Genomic DNA, 11,994 nt, shown 5'->3' with positions numbered 1-11,994 from the left:
CCTGCGGTGCAGGTCTTGTAAACCGGGGCTTGGAAGCGATGTAAGTCGAATGTGGGGCTTGCTCGCGAATGCGCAGTGTCAGTCAACGGATTCACTTGCTGATCCACCGCATTCGCGAGCAAGCCCGCACACATTGGTTTTGTGGCGCCTGATTGATTGTCGACAGGCGCATACAAAAAAGGCGACCCAAAGGCCGCCTTTTCCAATTCGCTACTGATCAGAACTCGTGATCAGCGCTGTCCGGGTTCAAGTCGCTGATGCCCAGCTTGCCTGCCGCCGCTTCGATCGAACCGGTCTGCTTGACCAGCGCAGCGATGGCGTCACGCACGACCTGATTGCCCGCATCGTTACCGGCAGCGATCAACTGGTCGTAGTGCTCACCCTTGTTGGCGTGGTCAACCATGACCTGGATCTTCGCTTCGGTGGCTGCCAGCTCCGCTTTCAGCGCGGTATCGGCAGCTGGATCGGCCTTGGCCACCAGGGATGACAGGCTGGCGCCGGTCATTTTGGTGCCGTCAACGCGGGTGTACTCGCCCAGGTAGACGTTGCGGATACCCTTGGCGTCGTAGAAGTGCGAGTTGTGGGTGTTGTCGCTGAAGCAGTCTTGCTCGTCTTCCGGCGAGTTGGCTTCCAGGGAAACCTTCATGCGCTCACCGGCCAGTTCGCCGAGGGACAGGCTGCCCATGCCGAACAGCATCTTGCGCACGCCGTCGGTGGCAGGTTCTGCCTCCAGGGTGGCGCGGTAGTTGTCTTCGACGTTTGGTTTCCAGTTGCCGACCATTTCTTCCAGGTCGCTGAGCAGCAGTTGAGTCACAGCGCTCAGGTAGGCACGGCGACGCTCGTTGTGGCCGCCTGTAGCGCCGTCGCCGGTCAGGTAGTCCGACGCAGGACGGTTGCCGGCGCCTGGGCCGGTGCCGTTCAGGTCTTGGCCCCAGAGCAGGAATTCGATGGCGTGGTAACCGGTGGCGACGTTGGCCTCGGAACCGCCCAGCTCATTGAGGCTGGCGAGTTTTTCCGGGGTGATGTCCTTCACGTCGACCTTGTCTTCGCCGACCTGGATCTCGGTATTGGCGATGATGTTGGCAGTGGCGCCTGGGTTACCCAAGGCGTGTTCGTAGGACTTGTCGGTGTAGTCGATCAGGCCTTCGTCGAGCGGCCATGCGTTCACCTGGCCTTCCCAGTCGTCGATGATGGTGTTGCCGAAGCGGAACACTTCGCTTTGCAGGTACGGAACGCGGGCGGCGACCCAGGCGGTACGCGCGGCTTTCAGGGTTTCGTCGTTCGGCTTGGCGAGAAACGCGTCGATCGCAGTTTGCAGGGTTTTAGCGGTGGACTCGGCGTCACTGTAGACCGCAAACACCATGTCTGCGTAATGCGCGACCACGGCCTTGGCGGCGGCTTCGTCGATCTGACCGGCAGGGGTGGCAGCGGCTGGAGCGGTGGTGCTGGTAGCCGGGGTCGGCGCCTGGTTTGCAGGGGCCTTGTCTTTACCTTCGCCGCAACCGGCGAGAGAAATGGCAATGGCCAGTAGACTGGCGGTGGCCAGGGGCATACGAATCATGGCGAACATCCTGCTTCGGTTGTTGAGAGGGCGCGCGGGGGCGCGCAAAGCTGCGACATAATGCGAAAGATTTGCATTTTGTGTAAAGGGTTATACGCGGGAAATATTTAGTATCATCTTGCCAGGTCAGAGAATGGCGGCGTTATTGCGCTCCGATTGCTTCAAAAAAGCCGCCAGCTCTCGGGCCTGCAAGGGCTTGCTGTAGTGGTAACCCTGACCCTCATGGCAGCCTTCGGAGATGATGTAAGCCTCCTGCTCAGCGGTTTCCACGCCTTCGGCGATCACCTGCATGCCCAGGCTTTTGCCCAACTGGATGATCGCGCGCACGATGGTGGCGTCGTCGTCATCGTCCAGCAGGTCCTGGACGAAGCTCTTGTCTATCTTGATCTTGTCCAAGGGCAGGCTTTTCAAGTAGCTGAGGGATGAGTAGCCGGTGCCGAAGTCATCAATCGCGATCAACGCCCCGGACCGGCGCAGGCTCAGCAGGTGCTGGGCGGCGGTGCTGATGTCTTCCATCAAGCCGGTTTCCGTGACTTCCAGTTCCAGGCTGCGCGGCGGCAAGCGGTAGATTTGCATCAGGTTATTGACCACCCGCGGCAACTCGGTGTGGTGCAACTGCACGGTGGACAGGTTGACCGCCATGCGCAGGTCGGTAAAGCCAAGGTCGTGCCATTCGCGCAATTGGCGGCAGGCTTGGTCGAGTACCCATTCGCCTATCGGGATAATCGTGCCGTTTTGCTCTGCCAGCGGGATAAACAGGTCCGGCGGGACCAGGCCGTGTTCCGGGTGCTGCCAGCGCAGCAGGGCTTCCACGCCCACTACACGGTGGTCGCGGTAACTGATCTGCGGCTGGTACACCAAGTAGAATTGATTGCGGCTGAGGGCGTCGCGCAGGTCCTTTTCCAGCTCCCGGCGGCGGCGCATCTCACTGTCGACGCTGGCGATATAGAACTGATAGCGGTTGCGCGAGCGGGTCTTGGCCAGGGTCATGGTCTGTTCGGCTTTTTGCAGCAGCTTTTCAGTGCTGTCGCCGTCTTCCGGGAATAAGGTGATGCCGATGGTGGCGCGCAGTCGAATCTGTTGGTGATCGAGGACGAAGTCTGCTTCCAGGTCATCAAGGATGCTTTGCGCCAGCTCGGCGGCTTCGTAAGGCTGTTCGATATCGGCTTGGACCAGCGCGAACTGATCTCCGCCCAGACGGGCCAGGGTGCCGAGGCGCCCACTGTGCGCGCGTAAACGGTCTGCCAGCGCCAGCAGCAGTTTGTCGCCGGCTTGATAGGTGAACTGTTCGTTGACGCTTTTGAAATCATCCAGCCCCACGCACAACACTGCTACGCGCCGTTGTCGGCGGCCTGCGTCAATAAGGATCTTGTCCAGTTGCTCCTGCAGTTTCTGGCGGTTCGGTAAACCGGTCAGGAAGTCGTACTGGGCCATGCGCAGCAGGCTGGTTTCGGCTTCATGGCGCAGGTGGGTGTTGCGCTCGATTGACTCGAGCAGCTGGTTGGCGGTATTGATCCACAGCCCCAATTCGTTGCGTTCGTGACCCTTGAGCTGCGGGATCTTGTGTTTGCTGGGCCGGTCCGGGTTGATCGACGTCAGGTGTTCGATAATCCGCGACAGCGGCTTGGTCAGCAGCCAGTGATAAACCAGGTAGAGCACCAGGCCCATGGCGAGGGCGCGCAATACACCGGAAATAAAAATGATCACCGAATTGACGATAAATCCCTGGCCATAGGTGGCCGTGTCGAGGGTGATACTCAGGTCACCGTAATACTCGCTGTAGGGGCCTTTGCCGACCAGGGGCGTGGTAAACGTGCGTTCCTGGCCAAGAATCAGGTCGGTCAACCAGCGGCTGGGGGCGTGCTGCAAAGTGCGGCTCTTCTCGGCCAGCATGGTTTCGTTGGGGTGGCCGATGGACGCCATGCGCACCGCGTCATCCTGGAACAGGCCCTCAATCACTTGCATGCCCATTTCGCGGTCCAGGCTGTAGATGGCCTGGGTCGAGGGGTCGCGAAACATGTCGAGGATGCGCTGGGCATCGCTGACGACGGCCTGACGCGTCTTGTAGGCATCGTAAACGATCTGCGCCACGCTCAGTGATACGCCCACAATCAATGCCGACAGCAGCACAACCCGTAGCAACTTCACGGACAAGCTGTTCTTGAGTTCCAGCTTCAAAGGGGCATTCCTTGTCTCATGCGGGTGGCCTTCAATATGCCATGAGTATTGGCAATCCCGTGAGGGCAGTCAAAGGAACATTAGGGCCGCAGACGTCTTGATGCGGGATACGCAGAAAAAACCAGAAAAAAACGGCGGATTTACTCCGCCGTCTGGGTGCTCGACTCACCTGTGGTCAGGTCAATGCCCTTCCAGGCCGTGAGCGTATTCACTGATACGCGGAAATCTCGATCTTTGGCGGCGGTGGCGGCATCATGTCTTCGCCTGGCCGGCCGGGTGCATTGGCACCACCGCCTTCACCGCCCCCTCCACCACCCGCACCACCGGCGAGGCCTTTCATCAGCCCGCTGATGAGTTGCATCGCCATCTGCCCACCTGCTTTTCCGATTTCTTCCATTGTGACTCTCCAGAAGCATGTGAGAGGGTTATTCCTCTCACTGCGTAGGTGGCACATTCCTTTGTGCGGGTTCCACGATTCCGGGCAAGTCGCTGATGCTGAGCGCACAAAAAAGCCCGGCAATCGCCGGGCTCTTTCTACTGCAAGCGTTGCTTAGGCAGTGAAGGTCTTGCCTTCGAACTGATCAGCCACGAACTTCCAGTTGACCAGGTTCCAGAACGCTTCCACGTACTTTGGACGCACGTTGCGGTAGTCGATGTAGTAGGCGTGTTCCCATACGTCGCAGGTCAGCAGCGGGGTGTCGCCGCTGGTCAGCGGGTTGCCGGCGCCGATGGTGCTGGCCAGGGCCAGGGAACCGTCAGCCTTTTTTACCAGCCAGCCCCAACCGGAACCGAAGGTGCCGACAGACGTCTTGGTGAACTCTTCCTTGAACTTGTCGAACGAACCAAACGCAGCGTTGATGGCTTCAGCCAGCGCGCCGGTAGGTTGGCCGCCGGCGTTTGGCGCCAGGCAGTTCCAGTAGAAGGTGTGGTTCCAGACCTGAGCGGCGTTGTTGAAGATGCCGCCCGAAGAGGATTTAACGATCTCTTCCAGGGTCTTGCCTTCGAACTCGGTGCCTGGCACCAGGTTGTTCAGGTTCACGACATAGGTGTTGTGGTGCTTGTCGTGGTGAAATTCCAAGGTTTCCTTGGAGATGTGCGGCTGCAGGGCATCGTGTGCGTAGGGCAGCGGCGGCAATTCGAAAGCCATGATGATTCTCCTAATCAGGTCAGTTGCGGTGAGCGCAAGGCCGATCACGGGCGGCCAAACAAGCGCCGGGGAGTTTGTACTCTTTGCGGCGCCGGGTCCGGATCATAGCACCGGGGGTGCGGCAAAACCACGCAACAACTGTGTGGGATAGAGGTTCCAGAGCGTTTTGGAATATTCCTCAGGCGCTGATCAATTGGTAGGCCACGCTGAACATCATCAGCGCTACCAACAGGTCCAGCAGGCGCCAGGTGGCGGGGCGCGCCAGCCAGGGGGCCAGCCAGGCCGCGCCGAGTGCCAAAGTCGCGAACCACAGGAACGAGGCGCTGGCGGCACCGGCCACATAGGCGCCGGGTTCGGTTTGCTGCGCGCCGAGAGAGCCGATCAGCAATACAGTGTCCAAGTACACGTGAGGGTTGAGCAGTGTCACCGCCAAGGCACTGAGCAACACGGCGCGCAAGGACCGCACCTTCAGGTCGTCGCCTTGTTCCATTCGCTGTTTTGAACAGGCCCGACGCAGTGCGCAAGCCCCGTACCAGATCAGGAAAGCTGCGCCGCCCCAGCGCGCAATCGCCAGCAGTAAAGGGCTTTGTGCCAGCACTGTGGCCAGGCCAAACACCCCGGCAGCCACCAGCAGGGCATCGCAGATCACACACAACGCCGCGACCGGCACGTGATGCTCGCGACGCAGGCTTTGCGCCAATACAAAGGCATTCTGGGAACCGATGGCCATGATCAGGCCGAACGCGACCAGCAAGCCATTCAGATAACTTTGCCACATAGGGTTTACTCCGCGTCCGCTGCCAATTGCCGCAAAACGTGCAGGGCGCGCTCGGCGTCGGCACGCCCGACAAACAGGTGGTCGTGGTAATAGCCGGCAATCACATTGCAACTGATGCCGGCCTTGCCCAGTGCGCTGGCGAAGGCGGCGGTCAAGCCCACGGCTTCCAGGGCCGAGTGCACATTCAAGGTGATCCACGCGGCAACGTAGTCAAAGGCCAAGCCCGCCTGTTCCGCCTGCTGGCGTTCAACGATCAGGGTCAGGCCTTCCTGCTCGCGAAAGCTGCCGATCACCTCGCAACCGGCAGGGACACGGTGATCGGGCAGGGTGCAGAACACGTAGTCACCCTCATTGAGATGGGGGCTCATGCTGCGCAGCAAGGTTGCCAGGGCGGTTTCGCCAGCCATGGGAGGTTCCTTATAGAGAGAAGCGATGCTGGCTATTCTCTTGGCATAGGCTGTATAAGAAAAACAAATATTACTGATCGCTCATTAGAGAAACTGATGTTCGACTATAAATTGCTTTCTGCCCTGGCGGCGGTGGTGGAACAGGCTGGCTTCGAGCGCGCCGCGCAAGTGTTGGGGCTCTCGCAATCGGCGATCTCCCAGCGCATCAAGTTGCTCGAGGCGCGCATCGGCCAGCCGGTCCTGGTGCGGGCCACGCCGCCGACGCCTACCGAGATCGGCCGTCGCCTGCTCAACCATGTGCAACAGGTGCGACTGTTGGAGCGCGACCTGCAAAGTCAGGTACCGGCACTGGACGAGGAAGGCATGCCTGAGCGTCTGCGCATCGCGTTAAACGCCGATAGCCTGGCCACCTGGTGGGCCGAGGCCGTCAGCGATTTTTGCGCCGAACAACATTTGCTGCTGGATTTGGTGGTGGAAGACCAGACCGTGGGCCTCAAACGCATGCGTGCTGGCGAAGTGGCCGCCTGCATCTGCGCCAGCGAGCGCCCGGTTGCAGGGGCACGCAGCCTGTTGCTGGGCGCTATGCGCTACCGGGCGCTGGCGAGCCCGGCTTTTATAACCCGGCACTTTCCGCATGGCGTACGCGCTGATCAACTGGCGCGCACCCCCGCACTGGTGTTCGGCCCGGATGATTTCCTGCAACACCGTTACCTGGCGTCCCTCGGCGTGGACGGTGGTTTCGAGCACCATTTGTGCCCATCGTCCGAAGGCTTCATCCGTTTGACAGAAGCAGGCCTGGGCTGGGGGTTGGTGCCGGAATTGCAGGTGCGCGACCAACTGGAAAAGGGCGTATTGGTCGAGTTATTGCCAGATAAGCCCATCGACGTGCCGTTGTACTGGCATCATTGGCGCAGTGGCGGGCAACTGCTGGGCTTGTTGACCGATCACCTGGCCCAGGCATGTGGCCAATGGTTGGTGCCCTATCAGCAGTGACAAGCGTCAAGCTGCAAGCTGCAAGAGAAGAGCTTGCAGATCGTATTTAACTTGCGGCTTATAGCTTGAAGCTTGCAGCTGCATCCGTAGGAGGCTCCATGAAAGTTCTGGTCACCGGCGCAAGCGGCTTCATTGGCGGGCGCTTTGCGCGTTTCGCCTTGGAGCAGGGCCTGGACGTGCGGGTCAACGGGCGGCGCGCCGAAGGTGTGGAACACCTGGTGAGGCGCGGCGCTGAGTTTATCCAGGGTGATCTGAATGACGCCGACCTGGTGCGCGGTCTGTGCCGCGATGTCGAAGCCGTGGTGCATTGCGCTGGCGCTGTCGGGCTGTGGGGGCGCTATCAGGACTTTCACCAGGGCAACGTGCTGGTCACTGAGAACGTGGTCGAGGCCTGCCTCAAGCAACGGGTCGGCCGACTGGTGCACCTGTCGTCGCCATCGATTTACTTTGACGGCCGCGACCACCTGGGCCTGACTGAAGAGCAAGTCCCCAAGCGCTTCAAACATCCCTATGCCGCCACCAAATACCTGGCGGAACAAAAGGTATTTGGCGCCCAGGAGTTCGGCCTCGAAGTGCTGGCCCTGCGCCCGCGCTTCGTTACTGGCGCCGGCGACATGAGCATCTTCCCACGCCTGCTGAAAATGCAGCGCAAGAACCGCCTGGCTATCGTCGGCGACGGCCTGAACAAGGTCGATTTCACCAGCGTGCACAACCTCAACGAAGCGCTGCTCAGCAGCCTGCTCGCTACCGGTTCAGCGCTAGGCAAGACCTACAACATCAGCAACGGCACGCCGGTGCCGGTGTGGGATGTGGTGAACTACGTGATGCGCCAAATGGAGTTGCCGCAGGTAACGCGGTATCGGTCCTACGGTTTGTCCTACAGCGTAGCGGCCCTCAACGAAGCCTTCTGCGCAATGTGGCCAGGGCGTCCGGAGCCAGCATTGTCACGCCTGGGCATGCAAGTCATGAACAAAGATTTCACGTTAGACATCAGCCGCGCCAGGCATTATCTGGACTACGAGCCCAAGGTCAGCCTGTGGACCGCCCTCGACGAGTTCTGCAGTTGGTGGAAGGCCCAGGACCCAGGGTTCAAGTAAGCACACAACAGGCAATACTTCGGGAACCGAATCTGGCATTCCAGGTCGATCAGTGCGCCGGGAAGGCGGTTTATACTCCCGTCGCTCGCCACTTCACCGATTCAGGGTTGATTCATGCGCAACGATGCTAAAGACGACTTCGACAACGTTCCCAGCCTGCGGGCCGATGTCGGGGATGACGATGATTTCGAACCTACCCCGGCCACCTCGGTGCGTTCGCGCAACACTAAGGTCGTCAAGGTCAAGAGCGCCAGCACTGGCCCGTTGTGGGCTTTGATCGGCGCTTTGCTGATCGCTTTTGCGGGCCTGGCCTGGTGGAGCTTCCAGCAGATTTCCCTGATGGGCCAGCAATTGGTTGCCACCCAGGAAAGTTTTGCGCGCATCAGCGAAGAAGCGGCGGGGCGTCTGCAAGATATTTCCGGCAAGGTGGTGGCCAGTGAAGCCAGCGTCAACAACGGTAGCGAAGCGTTGAAACTGCAGATCAAGCAACTCGAAAGCCAGTTGCTGGAGCAGGGAAGACAGCAGGTCGGCGTGGCCGGCCGGGCCACCGAGTTGGATAAGCGCCTGGCGCAAATGACAGCCAGCACCACTGAACTGTCTAACGCCAACAGCAAGCTGCAAGGCCAGGTCCAGGCCCTGACCGACGCCGTGGCCACGCTTAAGGCGGCGCAAGGCGACGCAGGTAAGCGTGATGCCGAAATCAAGGAGCTTTCCGCTGACGTGGCCGCGTTGAAGAAGCAGGGCAACCCAAGTGCGGCCATCGCCCGCATCGAGCAGGACCTGGTAGTGCTCAAAAGCGCGCAGGATAACCAGCCGGTCAATAGCGATGCGCCTACGAATAAAGAGTTCGACGTGTTCCGCATCCAGACCACGCGTAACATCACCACCTTGCAGAGCCAGGTGCGGAACCTGCAGCAACAGCTCAACGCGCCGGCGAAGATCACCCCGCGCGGCCAGTGACCGTTGCTGAGATAACACGGGTGTAAACCGATTTAAATGGGGGAGCGAGCACGCCCACTCCCCCATTCGAGTTGCAGCCAAGCGCTCGATAATGGTCGCTTGCAACATTGTCACCAGTCGGTGACATTTCCCATCCCCTTCGTTACTTGCCCCCGCCGCGCCCTTGTTTAGACTCCGGTCATCCCACAAAAAATAATAAGGGCCACCCATGACCACGCAACCACTGCCTGCCAGCAGTTGGCTGAACGCGCCTGCCCATCGCGCTTGGCTCGCCGCTGAAGGCCAGCGCCTGCTGGCATTCGCCAAGGCATCTCGACTGCCCGATGGTTTCGGCAACCTTGACGACAAAGGCCAGCTGCCAGCCGATGCCCACGCCGAAACCATGAACACCGCCCGCATGACCCACAGCTTCGCCATGGCTCATGCCTTGGGCTTGCCTGGGTATGCCGAGCTGGTCGCACACGGTGTTGCGGCCCTCAGTGGCCCGCTGCGGGACGCTGAGCACGGAGGCTGGTTCGCCGCCCCCCACGCCCTCGATGGCAACCGTGGCAAGGCTGCTTACCTGCACGCCTTCGTCGCCCTGGCCGCGAGCTCGGCGGTGGTGGCCGGCGCTCCCGGCGCACAAAACCTGTTGAACGACGCCATCCATATCATCGACCAGCTTTTCTGGAGCGAGGAGGAGGGCGTGATGCTCGAGTCGTTCGCCCAAGACTGGAGCGGCATCGAAGCCTATCGCGGCGCCAACAGCAACATGCACGCCACCGAAGCCTTTCTCGCCCTGGCCGATGTCACCGGCGATACACGCTGGCTGGACCGCGCGATGCGGATCGTCGAGCGGGTGATCCACACCCACGCCGCCGGCAACCAGTACATGGTGATCGAGCATTTCGACGCGCACTGGCAACCGCTGCTCGGTTACAACGAAGACAACCCCGCAGACGGCTTCCGGCCCTACGGCATCACCCCCGGCCACGGTTTTGAATGGGCACGGTTGGTGCTGCATTTGGAAGCGGCACGCCTGCAAGCCGGGTTGGCCACGCCGGACTGGTTGGTGAGCGACGCCAAGGGCCTGTTCGCCAGCGCCTGCGAATATGCCTGGTCCGTGGATGGCGCCCCCGGCATCGTCTACACCCTGGACTGGACCTACCGACCGGTGGTGCACGAGCGCTTGCATTGGACCCACGCCGAAGCCAGCGCCGCTGCCCAAGCCTTGCTCAAGCGTACCGGCGAGTTGCACTACGAAACGTGGTACCGGCGCTTCTGGGAGTTTTGCGAGGCCCACTTTATCGACCGTACCCACGGCAGCTGGCACCACGAACTCAGCCCCCATAACACGCCCAGCAGCAACATCTGGGGCGGCAAGCCAGACCTGTACCATGCCTGGCAAGCGGTATTGCTGCCTGCGCTGCCGTTAGCGCCAAGCATGGCCAGTGCAATAGGGGCTGGGCGTTATGTCACCAATTGGTGACATTTGGGCATCCCTTTGTTACCTGCGCCTCAAAAATCCATGTTTAAACTCCGTGCAGCGCAAGCTTAAGACTTGCATGCATAACAACAAGAAAAGGTATTCAGATGAACGCGATTAATCGCCTCGCCGTAGCTATTTCCATTGCCTCGTTGTTTCCCCTCAGTGCATTCGCGGCCGACTCGAAAGGGACGGTTGAAGTTGTGCATTGGTGGACCTCGGGCGGTGAAAAAGCGGCTGTAGATGTCCTGAAGGCCCAAGTTGAAAAAGACGGCTTCACCTGGAAAGACGGTGCCGTCGCAGGTGGCGGTGGCGCCACGGCCATGACCGTGCTGAAAAGCCGCGCGGTCGCCGGCAACCCGCCCGCCGTTGCCCAGATCAAAGGCCCCGACATCCAGGAATGGGCGTCCACCGGCCTGCTCGACACCGACGTTCTGAAGTCTGTCGCCAAAGACGAAAAATGGGACTCCCTGCTCGACAAGAAAGTCTCCGACACCGTGAAGTACGACGGTGACTACGTTGCCGTACCGGTCAACATCCACCGCGTGAACTGGCTGTGGATCAACCCGGAAGTCTTCAAGAAAGCCGGCATCACCAAGAACCCAACCACCCTCGAAGAATTCTACGCAGCGGGCGACAAGCTCAAGGCCGCGGGCTTCATTCCGCTCGCCCATGGTGGCCAGCCGTGGCAGGACAGCACCGTTTTCGAAGCCGTCGTCCTGTCGGTGATGGGTGCCGATGGCTACAAGAAAGCCCTGGTCGACCTGGATAACGCCGCACTGACCGGTCCGGAAATGGTCAAGTCGCTGACCGAGCTGAAGAAAGTCGCGACTTACATGGACGTCGACGGTAAAGGCCAAGACTGGAACCTCGAAGCGGGCAAAGTCATCAACGGCAAGGCCGGCATGCAGATCATGGGTGACTGGGCCAAGTCCGAGTGGACCGCTGCCAAGAAAGTCGCCGGTAAAGACTACGAGTGCGTAGCGTTCCCGGGCACCGACAAAGCCTTTACCTACAACATCGACTCCCTGGCGGTGTTCAAGCAGAAAGACAAAGGCACTGCGGCGGGTCAGCAGGACATCGCCAAAGTCGTGCTGGGTGAAAACTTCCAGAAAGTGTTCAGCATCAACAAGGGTTCGATCCCTGTGCGTAACGACATGCTGACCAAAATGGATTCGTACGGCTTCGACTCTTGCGCCCAGGCTGCCGCCAAGGACTTCCTGGCAGACGCCAAGACCGGCGGCCTGCAGCCAAGCATGGCGCACAACATGGCCACGACCCTGGCTGTGCAAGGTGCGTTCTTTGACGTCGTGACCAACTTCATCAACGACCCGAAAGCTGACCCAGCCGACACCGCCAAGAAACTCGGCGCTGCGATCAAGTCGGCCAAATAAGCTACAAGCTGCAA

11 protein-coding genes are annotated in these 11,994 nt (G+C 60.3%); 5 read left to right on the top strand and 6 right to left on the bottom strand.

Features of this window, described 5'->3' with window-relative positions:
• Window positions 1-217: 217 nt before the first annotated feature.
• The 6 genes from AACY44_RS07810 to AACY44_RS07785 form a co-directional block, all read right to left on the bottom strand.
• Window positions 218-1,561, bottom strand: coding sequence for an imelysin family protein (locus tag AACY44_RS07810; protein ID WP_339530013.1), 1,344 nt, complete (start codon window positions 1,559-1,561; stop codon window positions 218-220).
• A 126-nt stretch (window positions 1,562-1,687) separates the two neighbouring features.
• A complete protein-coding gene (locus AACY44_RS07805; protein ID WP_339530011.1) occupies window positions 1,688-3,739 on the bottom strand; it encodes a putative bifunctional diguanylate cyclase/phosphodiesterase in 2,052 nt (683 codons plus the stop codon).
• A 208-nt stretch (window positions 3,740-3,947) separates the two neighbouring features.
• A complete protein-coding gene (locus AACY44_RS07800; RefSeq protein ID WP_049711790.1) occupies window positions 3,948-4,136 on the bottom strand; it encodes a hypothetical protein in 189 nt (62 codons plus the stop codon).
• 153 nt (window positions 4,137-4,289) lie between these two features.
• On the bottom strand, window positions 4,290-4,886 hold the full coding sequence (locus tag AACY44_RS07795) for a superoxide dismutase (RefSeq protein ID WP_339436041.1): 597 nt from the start codon (window positions 4,884-4,886) through the stop codon (window positions 4,290-4,292).
• 178 nt (window positions 4,887-5,064) lie between these two features.
• Window positions 5,065-5,664: a LysE/ArgO family amino acid transporter gene (locus AACY44_RS07790; protein ID WP_339417127.1), complete on the bottom strand. Its 600-nt coding sequence runs from the start codon at window positions 5,662-5,664 to the stop codon at window positions 5,065-5,067.
• 5 nt (window positions 5,665-5,669) lie between these two features.
• A complete protein-coding gene (locus tag AACY44_RS07785; RefSeq protein ID WP_339417125.1) occupies window positions 5,670-6,071 on the bottom strand; it encodes an ACT domain-containing protein in 402 nt (133 codons plus the stop codon).
• A 96-nt stretch (window positions 6,072-6,167) separates the two neighbouring features.
• On the opposite strand from AACY44_RS07785, the gene AACY44_RS07780 reads away from it, so the two are divergent.
• The 5 genes from AACY44_RS07780 to AACY44_RS07760 all read left to right on the top strand — a co-directional run bounded on the left by AACY44_RS07780 (window position 6,168) and on the right by AACY44_RS07760 (window position 11,980).
• Complete coding sequence (locus tag AACY44_RS07780) at window positions 6,168-7,064, top strand: LysR family transcriptional regulator ArgP (RefSeq protein ID WP_339417123.1); 897 nt, start codon at window positions 6,168-6,170, stop codon at window positions 7,062-7,064.
• A gap of 98 nt (window positions 7,065-7,162) precedes the next feature.
• Window positions 7,163-8,161, top strand: coding sequence for an NAD-dependent epimerase/dehydratase family protein (locus tag AACY44_RS07775; RefSeq protein ID WP_339427468.1), 999 nt, complete (start codon window positions 7,163-7,165; stop codon window positions 8,159-8,161).
• Window positions 8,162-8,275: 114 nt separating this feature from the next.
• The gene (locus AACY44_RS07770; RefSeq protein WP_339417119.1) at window positions 8,276-9,121 is read left to right on the top strand and encodes an ATPase; all 846 of its coding nucleotides are present in this window, start codon (window positions 8,276-8,278) and stop codon (window positions 9,119-9,121) included.
• 208 nt (window positions 9,122-9,329) lie between these two features.
• Complete coding sequence (locus tag AACY44_RS07765) at window positions 9,330-10,589, top strand: D-mannose isomerase (RefSeq protein WP_339530008.1); 1,260 nt, start codon at window positions 9,330-9,332, stop codon at window positions 10,587-10,589.
• A 104-nt stretch (window positions 10,590-10,693) separates the two neighbouring features.
• Complete coding sequence (locus AACY44_RS07760; protein ID WP_339417115.1) at window positions 10,694-11,980, top strand: ABC transporter substrate-binding protein; 1,287 nt, start codon at window positions 10,694-10,696, stop codon at window positions 11,978-11,980.
• Window positions 11,981-11,994: the final 14 nt, after the last annotated feature.

The organism is Pseudomonas sp. RA_15y_Pfl1_P11 (assembly GCF_963970975.1).
GTDB lineage: Bacteria > Pseudomonadota > Gammaproteobacteria > Pseudomonadales > Pseudomonadaceae > Aquipseudomonas > Aquipseudomonas tritici.
This window is presented reverse-complemented; position numbering and strand designations above follow the sequence as displayed.

What these genes read in the sequence shown, in the direction of transcription:
- AACY44_RS07775 (WP_339427468.1), top strand. Translation starts at nt 7,163, where the DNA reads ATGAAAGTTCTGGTCACCGGCGCAAGCGGCTTCATTGGCGGGCGCTTT.
- AACY44_RS07810 (WP_339530013.1), bottom strand. Translation starts at nt 1,561, where the DNA reads ATGATTCGTATGCCCCTGGCCACCGCCAGTCTACTGGCCATTGCCATT.
- AACY44_RS07760 (WP_339417115.1), top strand. Translation starts at nt 10,694, where the DNA reads ATGAACGCGATTAATCGCCTCGCCGTAGCTATTTCCATTGCCTCGTTG.
- AACY44_RS07765 (WP_339530008.1), top strand. Translation starts at nt 9,330, where the DNA reads ATGACCACGCAACCACTGCCTGCCAGCAGTTGGCTGAACGCGCCTGCC.
- AACY44_RS07770 (WP_339417119.1), top strand. Translation starts at nt 8,276, where the DNA reads ATGCGCAACGATGCTAAAGACGACTTCGACAACGTTCCCAGCCTGCGG.
- AACY44_RS07790 (WP_339417127.1), bottom strand. Translation starts at nt 5,664, where the DNA reads ATGTGGCAAAGTTATCTGAATGGCTTGCTGGTCGCGTTCGGCCTGATC.
- AACY44_RS07785 (WP_339417125.1), bottom strand. Translation starts at nt 6,071, where the DNA reads ATGGCTGGCGAAACCGCCCTGGCAACCTTGCTGCGCAGCATGAGCCCC.
- AACY44_RS07795 (WP_339436041.1), bottom strand. Translation starts at nt 4,886, where the DNA reads ATGGCTTTCGAATTGCCGCCGCTGCCCTACGCACACGATGCCCTGCAG.
- AACY44_RS07780 (WP_339417123.1), top strand. Translation starts at nt 6,168, where the DNA reads ATGTTCGACTATAAATTGCTTTCTGCCCTGGCGGCGGTGGTGGAACAG.
- AACY44_RS07800 (WP_049711790.1), bottom strand. Translation starts at nt 4,136, where the DNA reads ATGGAAGAAATCGGAAAAGCAGGTGGGCAGATGGCGATGCAACTCATC.